Annotated in this window: 11 protein-coding genes; 5 read left to right on the forward strand and 6 right to left on the reverse strand. The window is 41.0% G+C overall.

The window, feature by feature from the left end; translation table 11 throughout:
- Positions 1 to 214 precede the first annotated feature (214 nt).
- Entirely contained in the window at positions 215 to 634 is a 420-nt protein-coding gene (locus Tfer_RS15385) for an exoribonuclease R (RefSeq protein WP_052219157.1), read from the forward strand.
- Positions 635 to 1,203: 569 nt separating this feature from the next.
- On the opposite strand, the gene Tfer_RS15395 is transcribed toward Tfer_RS15385, so the two are convergent.
- The 3 genes from Tfer_RS15395 to Tfer_RS15405 all read right to left on the reverse strand — a co-directional run bounded on the left by Tfer_RS15395 (position 1,204) and on the right by Tfer_RS15405 (position 2,393).
- Positions 1,204 to 1,476 (reverse strand): hypothetical protein, encoded by a 273-nt coding sequence (locus tag Tfer_RS15395; protein ID WP_052219159.1) that lies wholly within the window; start codon positions 1,474 to 1,476, stop codon positions 1,204 to 1,206.
- A gap of 338 nt (positions 1,477 to 1,814) precedes the next feature.
- Positions 1,815 to 2,084 (reverse strand): hypothetical protein, encoded by a 270-nt coding sequence (locus Tfer_RS15400; RefSeq protein WP_052219160.1) that lies wholly within the window; start codon positions 2,082 to 2,084, stop codon positions 1,815 to 1,817.
- Positions 2,085 to 2,087: 3 nt separating this feature from the next.
- The gene (locus tag Tfer_RS15405) at positions 2,088 to 2,393 is read right to left on the reverse strand and encodes a hypothetical protein (protein ID WP_052219161.1); all 306 of its coding nucleotides are present in this window, start codon (positions 2,391 to 2,393) and stop codon (positions 2,088 to 2,090) included.
- A 351-nt stretch (positions 2,394 to 2,744) separates the two neighbouring features.
- On the opposite strand from Tfer_RS15405, the gene Tfer_RS15410 reads away from it, so the two are divergent.
- Together Tfer_RS15410 and Tfer_RS15415 are read left to right on the forward strand one after the other, a co-directional pair.
- Complete coding sequence (locus tag Tfer_RS15410; RefSeq protein WP_052219162.1) at positions 2,745 to 3,011, forward strand: hypothetical protein; 267 nt, start codon at positions 2,745 to 2,747, stop codon at positions 3,009 to 3,011.
- Between the two features lie 24 nt (positions 3,012 to 3,035).
- The gene (locus tag Tfer_RS15415) at positions 3,036 to 3,689 is read left to right on the forward strand and encodes a YidC/Oxa1 family membrane protein insertase (protein WP_052219163.1); all 654 of its coding nucleotides are present in this window, start codon (positions 3,036 to 3,038) and stop codon (positions 3,687 to 3,689) included.
- 488 nt (positions 3,690 to 4,177) lie between these two features.
- Here Tfer_RS15415 and Tfer_RS15420 read toward each other — a convergent pair whose 3' ends face one another.
- The 3 genes from Tfer_RS15420 to Tfer_RS15430 all read right to left on the reverse strand — a co-directional run bounded on the left by Tfer_RS15420 (position 4,178) and on the right by Tfer_RS15430 (position 6,694).
- Positions 4,178 to 4,672, reverse strand: coding sequence for a TIGR02391 family protein (locus Tfer_RS15420; protein ID WP_083436989.1), 495 nt, complete (start codon positions 4,670 to 4,672; stop codon positions 4,178 to 4,180).
- A complete protein-coding gene (locus Tfer_RS15425; protein WP_052219165.1) occupies positions 4,669 to 5,379 on the reverse strand; it encodes a DUF5343 domain-containing protein in 711 nt (236 codons plus the stop codon). Before Tfer_RS15425 ends, Tfer_RS15420 begins: the two co-directional genes overlap by 4 nt.
- 472 nt (positions 5,380 to 5,851) lie before the next feature.
- On the reverse strand, positions 5,852 to 6,694 hold the full coding sequence (locus Tfer_RS15430; protein ID WP_052219166.1) for a restriction endonuclease: 843 nt from the start codon (positions 6,692 to 6,694) through the stop codon (positions 5,852 to 5,854).
- A 547-nt stretch (positions 6,695 to 7,241) separates the two neighbouring features.
- Between Tfer_RS15430 and Tfer_RS15435 the strand changes: the two genes are divergently transcribed.
- Both Tfer_RS15435 and Tfer_RS15440 read left to right on the forward strand, forming a co-directional pair.
- Complete coding sequence (locus tag Tfer_RS15435) at positions 7,242 to 7,547, forward strand: type II toxin-antitoxin system RelB/DinJ family antitoxin (RefSeq protein ID WP_052219167.1); 306 nt, start codon at positions 7,242 to 7,244, stop codon at positions 7,545 to 7,547.
- On the forward strand, positions 7,544 to 7,858 hold the full coding sequence (locus Tfer_RS15440; protein ID WP_052219168.1) for a type II toxin-antitoxin system RelE/ParE family toxin: 315 nt from the start codon (positions 7,544 to 7,546) through the stop codon (positions 7,856 to 7,858). The genes Tfer_RS15435 and Tfer_RS15440 overlap by 4 nt, the downstream gene beginning before the upstream one ends.
- Positions 7,859 to 8,045 lie beyond the last annotated feature (187 nt).

The raw sequence follows: 8,045 nt of genomic DNA on the forward strand, positions 1-8,045 counted from the left end.
TTTGCCCTTGCTGCGGCAAAGGCAAGATGATAAGAAGAATGAAACTGGAGCCCCGGAACTGCTCTCCGCCACCCGTGCGCTTAACGGCATAACGGTTTTATATTAGGTGATGTGTTTTTGACCACCCGGGAATAATTTTTTACATAATTTAATATACTTTCTGTACAGAATGTACATAATATGTTAGTATAGGAGGTGAAAGGGGGAAATGAAAATGTTAGATGAGCTGCAATTTACTCAAGCCCGAAAAGAATTTACTGCTATGTATAATCATGTTTTCAACGAATATAGACCAATGATAGTTAAACGTAAGCAAGCTGAAGAAATCATGGTTCTTAGAACCGACCTTCAAAAAATGCTTCTATGCAAATTTAGCCTGAAACCCGAAATTACAACTGAAGAAGACGGTTCTATTACAATGACATTAGACCAACTTGATATTTATACAAATGCTGAATCACTTGAAGAAGCAACAAAACAACTAATTGAAGACCTTAAAATTTATGCTCAAGATTATATAAAACGTTCTCAGTTGTTTTTTAACGCCCCCAACCGACAGTCCCACTTCCCTTATGTATTACGCATTCTCTTATCAGAAAATGACGATGAAATCCGTAATATGCTGGAGTTATAATTGCCACCCAAATTTGGAGACTTAAAACGGTATTGCGAAAGAGACGGTTGGGTATTAGTCAGAAATACTGATCACTGGTACTACGAAAAAGTACTTTCTGATGGGACAGTGCTTCAAACGAAAGTTAGTCACGCCATCCATAAGGAGATCCCGGCACATTTGTGGAAGTGGATACTTAAGAAACAACTACGCATTTCAGAAAAAGACTTCTGGGATAAGCTTTAATGATAGACCTCTGCGTGAGGTCTTTTTTCATGCATTGTCAAAAACATTTCGCCGTCACGGTAGGACTGCCGGTTACCCGATAACCCCCGCACAGATCCCGGCGTGCGGAATTACCGCACCGGGCTCTTCGCGGCGGCCGTTTCCCAGTTTGCCGCCTGGCCAGTGATATCAAATGAGCGGCGTGATGGGTTGTTATCGTACCTTGCTCTCACCTGCTTGGTGGCGCGGTTTTTGACAGGTAACTGCAAAAACCGTGACAGCCGAGGACGGGGCAAGTTTGGCGGAGCGTAGCGGAGCCGTTTAGCCTGTTGTGAAGTGATGTAACTGATATGACCCCAATGTCTTTAAGGAACTATACCAAATCCCAAAATGATTAGTGCACAAATTGCTATCATTATAACGTTTCCGAAGAAACCGATGTTCCCAAGAATTCCAATGAGATTTCTTTTGTTTAATCTGTTTAAGCCCAAATAGCCTAGAGCTAACCCAAATAAGCTTGTAAGCATTGTTGCCAACAACTCGGAATCTTTAAATCTTATCCCCTTAGCCCAAGCAAATATACTAGCTATAAGAAGTAAAACCGATGCAGTTCGAGACAAATATTTTAATTTATTCATAAAAAACTCCTTTCAACCCGTAAGTAACATCAGTTATTTCACCTAACCACCGAAATGCTGCGCCGCTGTAAGCTTCGCTGCATAAATAATGCATGAATACGGGGCAGCCGTTCCATATTTTTACTATACAACAAATTCGCTGTTTATTAAACAAAGGCCTTCCATTATCATGTAGGTGTAAGCAGCATTAAGAACACGAGGTACCAATTGGTAATTTCAATCCTGGCATAAACCCGATCCTAACCATGTGACGAAAACCCGTAATGATAAATACTTATCCCTTTAAGGATACTACTGCACTCTTTCAAATTTCAGTAATAAGATCGGTTTCTAAATTATTAACTATCTACGTTCTTTTTGGTCACTTCAATCAGGTCATTAAGTTGCTGAGAAATTTTTCGAAGTTGCTTTGGAAGAACATAGACTATTGTAACTAGCGCCACAACTGCTAAAATAATAATAAAAATGTTTACTAATCCTAAAATGAAAACAAAGTAGTATTCAAAATAATCCCTTCCCTCCACTAATATTGTCGCATCGCTACTACGGCCTCCTTCGCCGCCGGTCCTCATTTTATTTCTCATTGTCACCATGCGGGGAGCCATCAAATATTAAGCCCCTGTGCCTGCGGTTTCTACATACCATCCTCTATCAGATTTCTTAAGATAAAAAAATCTTATTTCCATTCCGGTTTCGTTATCATAATAACCTTCTACTATAAACTGTTTCCCATAATTCTTGTCTTCAAAATTGGTTGGCGTAATTCGTAAGTTGAATGCTTCAGTTGGGTTTCCTTTTAGTAAAACATATTTCATTATAGCTTTTTCCGGTGTTCCCGATGGTAAGTTTAAAATAATAAAAACCAATGCGCCTATAACAACTAAAGAAGTTAATATTATAGTTATTTTCTTCAGCATAATTATTACCTCTCCACTTAATCGGCTGATTTGAAGTAGGCTTTACCTCTTGGTTGAGAAGGACCGGCCCAATTACCGACTAAGCGCGGTTATACGTAAGTTTACCGCATTGTCTGGTAGGACCAAATGAGCGGCGTGGTGGGTCGTTGTCGTAGCCCTGGCCCCTCCCCCTTGGTGGCGCGATTTTTGCCAGGTAATTGCAAAAACCGTGACAGCCGAGGACGGGGCAAGTTGGGTCGGAGAGAAGCGCAGCCGTTTCCAGCATTGTTAGGCGATGTGTCGCGGCATCGCTCCTTGCATTCATAAGTACATGTATTTATAATAGTATTATCAAGGCAGGAGGTGAGCCACGTGCAAATAGATAGTTCTGTTCTAATATCTTTACTACTAAATATTGGCTTGATTTTGGCTTTCTCCTGGCTTGGAGTCAAGTTGTTCAACAGTTATTGTTTTAGAGCTATTATTAATAACGGTCAGGCTACACACCTTGCGACAAAGATTGTTAGTGAAAGTGCTGTGATTGTGCCTAGATTAAGAAGATTATTAAGAGTGAGAAGAATGATAAAATCCAACTCTGATAATGACGATACGCCCTTTTTTCGTCCTCAGTTTAGCTGAAAAACAACTGAGGAGGTTATGGAAATGAATATATTTAGCACCGCATTCAGTGGTATTTTAGAATCGCTGATTCAAATGACTGGTGACTGGTTGATCGCCATAGTGCTAATAACATTATCTATAAGGGTTGTCTTGTTCCCACTTTCAGTTAAACAACAAAAGGCAATAATTATTTCTCAAAATCTGAATAAAGTAAGAGAGTTCTTGTCAAATAAATATAAGAACCGCTCAGACAAAATAAATGAAAGTATTGCCAAAATCATAACTCAATATAAAGTAAGTCCTTTTCTTCCATTAATTACCATCGTATTCCAAATGCCTGTTTTATTCTCTTTTTACTTTTCATTAATGAACCTAAGTACTACTGTAGGAAGTAGTCTAATACCTTGGATCTTAAGCGTAAACAAACCTGATGACCTTCACATACTTCCAATAGTAGCAGGTTTATTTCAGGGGCTGTCCGGCTTTACTACTGAAAATAGAAATATACTTACTTTTTTGATTCCGATTTGTCTAGGGCTAGTCTTCCTTTGGAAAGCTCCTGCGGCACTAAGTGTATATTGGGGAGTAAACTCCTTGATAAGCTTTGTAGAAAAGAAAATAATGTCATTGAAAAGTATCCAACGGCGATTTTTAAAAGTTATATCAGTTGAAGAGATGATTAAAAGTCTAGGTTAAATCTTAGAAGTCCGGCTAAAAACCGGGCTTACTTTTTCAACCTAGCGACATTTCGCCTAACGCATCTGCTGGAAACGAACTTGCCCCGACCGCAAGGCTGGCGCGGTTTTTGCACCTGATCCGCAAAAATCGTGACACCAAAACTGTCGTGTAGAACACCGTCACTCGGAATATCTGCGGAGCCGCTCATTTGAGTCGGCTTTATTGCTTTGTTGGGTAGGAACGGCTCATTGGCCATACACGCGGCGGCCTTTTCCCAGTGTGCCGCCTGGCCGGTGGTACCAAATGAGCGGCGGGGCGGGTCGTTGTCGTAGCCCTGTCCTCACCTGCTTGGTGGCGCGATTTTGGCCAGGTAACTGCAAAAACCGTGACAGCCGAGGACGGGGCAAGTTGGGTCGGAGCGAAGCGTAGCCGTTTCCAGCGTTGTTAGGCGATGTAACGGCGGAAATGGAATACCAAAAAAATAGGACTTCTTACAATCGAGCTCCTCAAATTTTAACCTTAGCCGAATTACGAACACGCTCCACTAGATGGTCGGCCATAATTAGTAACTGGATGGCATGTTGTTGAGTATCTTCCCATTCATGTTCATGAGCTCGAGGATTTCTAATACCAGTCATGCAACCAGAAAATATCTCCATATACCCAAGTTGTTCATCTTTTTCTGATTGACTAACACCAGTATTAATCTTTAAAACAGGGTTATTAACACTAAAAACCTGCTTCATAAGTTTGGCTCCATCAATAGAAGGATCTACTTTGGCTTTCTTTTTAACTAGGTTATTTAAAAACTTGAACGCCTCTTCAACAGCACGAGCATGGTGTCCATCTCTAAAAAGTTTACAAACCACCTGCTTTAATTCCTTGTCTTTTAGAAGTACCTCTAGACTTACTTCATTCTCCTTGTCAGTTACTACTCCCGGAAGCTCTTTTAAAACTAAATTTAGATATTTTACTCGCTTAAATAACTCTAAATACATCATTTCGCATACAGATGTTTTGCAATACTTGCAAAGATTGTATCTATTTGTTCGGGTGTAGCCTCGGGAGAGATATGTATCTGTAAATCTATATGTAATGATGGGTTTAGTGTTTGATTGGGTGTAGGAATCGCGGATGGAGTCGTAATTCCAGGTACCACAGTGCTTGTAACCGGAACGGAAGTCTCAATGTTGGACGTAACTGCTACCCGGCTTTTGGGTTGATTTGTACCGTTTGCCTTAGCTTTTGCACTCTGAGTTTTTGGTTTTTTAACCTTTTCCTCAACCATTGCAGAAAGTGGTTGATTTAGGAGAATAAAAGTGGCTGCAGTAAACTCCGCTGCACTTTTACCTAAGGCAGCAGTATGCATAAACCAGTCTGCAACAGCTTTCTTGTCAATTTCAGGCCCTGGAAAAAGGTCTAGCAATTCTTGTGGATAAACATCTTTTAATATTTCTCTACAAGTATCTTCATATTTTGCATCACTACGCCAATCATTAGCGCGTTGTGTTGGTTTATTATCATCATCTATCAATCCCATTTGCTTCAAAGGAGATAATAGATTGGCTGCCCCCTTTTCATTGGTCAAGTTAAGAAGAGATTTCAAATAACTTGCTGTTACAACTGTAGGCAAGGTTTTTTGAAACTGGGAACGAAGAGTCCACCAATTACTAGCAGGAATGCGGGGGTAGGATTGCTTTTCGGCCATTCTTAATCCCTCCGATACACTTGTTTTGAATTATTTTTCTACCTTTTTCATCATATTCCTGCTTTTTACAAGCCAATTCAAACATACCTAGCGGTTATTTCGCCTAACGCATCTGCTGGAAACGAACTTGCTCCGACCACAAGGCTGGCGCGGTTTTTGCACCTGTAACCGCAAAAATCGTGACACCGAGCACCCCAGAGACCTGCATCACCGTAAGAGACGCGCCGACCTCCTTACCTTACCAGGACCGATAAGGGACGGTCACTGGCGGCCAAACCGGGTGTAATTGTTGAGGTTCTGCCAAAGTGAGTCTCTTACGGTTCCCAGCTTCTTTGGCCCTCCATTCTCGGCGGCGCGATTTTTGCCAGGTTATTGCAAAAACCGTGACAGCCAGAGGACGGGGCAAGTTGGGCGGAGCGCAGCGCAGCCGTTTCCAGCGTTGTTAGGCGATGTACTATGCCAGACCCCGGTTTTACAGTTTTTTAAACCAGTCTGTATCTATGGAAATTTCTTCAACTATTTTTTCTGTTACCTTAACACCAATTCTTAAGTTTTTCAGTTTTTCTGCCAGTTCTTCTCCATCTATTAAATCTATAGTCTTAGCCCCATCCCTTGACGCTTCTTCCTTTGCTGCTTTAGTAAAAATCCCTGTACTAATTATTAGACCTTTATCAGCCCTTCCTTCTATTGCCCCTCGGAAATCTCTAATCACCCCTGGTGAAACACTATCTTTATATCTTTTAGCTTGAAATGCAATGTTAAATGATAAAACTCCTCCAAGTTTAAGTACACCTTTTCCATCAATGCCCATATCACCAGATCTGCCTGTTACTTCAACATTATCAAACCCTAGCTCTCTCAGAAGCCTCATACACAGTCTCTCAAAAGCATCAGGTGACATCTCCTTAATAGTTTGTAACAATTTCTCCTTCCATGTTTGTTCAATCTCTTCTTCTAAAACAACAGGTTGCCCCCTTTCACCTTCAACTGTACCCTGTGGAGCTTGCCCCCTGCCTACTTTTACTACATCGGAAGGGTCCACACTAGCAGTGTTAAGTCCCTCATTAGTTAGTGCCCAAACTCCTCTTGTGGAATTTTCAAGTAAACCATACCGCTTCAGATATGTTCTCGCCCAAGCCAAATTATAATTTAACTTTGTACGGCTTCCACTATGTATTTCATTTATGTCTTCGTCGCACAACTGCAAGATTTCAGCAACCTTTTCTTCCATTTCAGAAATGGAAGCCGATCCGCCCAGCAATTTCAGTGCTTTAAGAAGAGGGTTAAACAATTCGTCAAATTTTGGAACTGGCATTTTCTCATCCCTTCCATATTTATGATGTACTCAAAAGTTGACCCTATAGTGGCATAGTCTTTCACCTAACGCATATTGGCTAAACGAACTTTGACTGTCCCGCCAGCTGGCGCGGTTTTTGCTTGCCTGTTGTGCAAAAATCATGACACCGAGCTCCCTAGATACCTGCATCACCGTAAGAGACGCACCGACCTCCTTACCAGGACCGAAAAGGAACGTACACCTGCGGCCACATTGGGAGTAATTGTTGAGGTTTTGCCAAAGTAAGTCTCTTACGGTTCCCGAATTTCTTGTCCTCATTTCTCGGTGGCGCGATTTTTGCCAGCTACCGCAAAAACCGTGACAGCCTAAGAGCGAGGCAAAGTTGGCTCGGAGCGGAGCCGTTTCCAGCGTTGTTAGGCGATGTAACCCCGTCCTAAGCCTAGAACGATAAGGCTTCGCAAAAATCATGTCCAATTTTATTAAGATGAACGTTAGCGAGTATAAAGTATTGCTTTTGTGCGCACAATTGATATATAATTAAATTTAAAGAAAGGAAGTGATTTTAATGGCTAAATCTTCAAATATCTATATTCGTGTCGAACCTGATTTGAAAGAACAAGCTGAAAAAGTATTTAACGAATTAGGAATTTCAATGTCTAATGCAGTAGGACTTTTTTTAAAGCAGGTAGTTATTAATCAAGCAATTCCGTTTGAGCTAAAACTAGCACCGGCAAAAATTAAGTCTGTTGATACTTTGACTGAAGCAGAGTTTCATGCTGAAATAGAGAAAGGGTACGCAGATTATTTGGCAAATAAAGGACGTCCCGTAAAAGAAGTTTTTTCCGACATTCGAAAAGGACTTAATGTATGAAAGAATATAAAGTAATCATTACACCTGAAGCAGAAAGGGATCTTCAGGATATTTTTAGGTACATCGCTTTAGAATTATTAGAGCCAAGAATAGCAATGAATCTGTGTGATAGTATTGAACGGGAAATACTGAAATTGAGTTCCATGCCTGACCGACATGCTCTTTATAAGAAGGAACCTTGGTTTTCAAGAGGATTAAGATTCTTTCCTGTCAGCAATTATCTTGTATTTTATATCGTTAGAGATTCTGACAGTACGGTACATGTTCTACGCATAATGTACAACGGACGAAATGTTCAAAAACAATTATAAATGAGTTTATTTTACAAAGATGGGCAGTGTATTCGCTGCTCATTTTTATTTTCGCTAGTATGCATAGGTCAGTATTGGGTTTTTGGCCCAAAAGACGGGGTTATTTCGCCGTCACGGTAGGACTGCCAGTTACCCGACAACCCCCGCACAGATCCCGGCGTGCGGAACTACCGCACCGGGCTCTTCA

This window comes from Thermincola ferriacetica (assembly GCF_001263415.1).
Taxonomy (GTDB): Bacteria; Bacillota; Thermincolia; order Thermincolales; family Thermincolaceae; genus Thermincola; species Thermincola ferriacetica.

Coding starts and splice junctions, on each gene's coding strand:
- Tfer_RS15430 (WP_052219166.1), bottom strand. CDS start 6,694: ATGCCAGTTCCAAAATTTGACGAATTGTTTAACCCTCTTCTTAAAGCA.
- Tfer_RS15435 (WP_052219167.1), top strand. CDS start 7,242: ATGGCTAAATCTTCAAATATCTATATTCGTGTCGAACCTGATTTGAAA.
- Tfer_RS15420 (WP_083436989.1), bottom strand. CDS start 4,672: ATGATGTATTTAGAGTTATTTAAGCGAGTAAAATATCTAAATTTAGTT.
- Tfer_RS15440 (WP_052219168.1), top strand. CDS start 7,544: ATGAAAGAATATAAAGTAATCATTACACCTGAAGCAGAAAGGGATCTT.
- Tfer_RS15395 (WP_052219159.1), bottom strand. CDS start 1,476: ATGAATAAATTAAAATATTTGTCTCGAACTGCATCGGTTTTACTTCTT.
- Tfer_RS15415 (WP_052219163.1), top strand. CDS start 3,036: ATGAATATATTTAGCACCGCATTCAGTGGTATTTTAGAATCGCTGATT.
- Tfer_RS15405 (WP_052219161.1), bottom strand. CDS start 2,393: ATGCTGAAGAAAATAACTATAATATTAACTTCTTTAGTTGTTATAGGC.
- Tfer_RS15425 (WP_052219165.1), bottom strand. CDS start 5,379: ATGGCCGAAAAGCAATCCTACCCCCGCATTCCTGCTAGTAATTGGTGG.
- Tfer_RS15385 (WP_052219157.1), top strand. CDS start 215: ATGTTAGATGAGCTGCAATTTACTCAAGCCCGAAAAGAATTTACTGCT.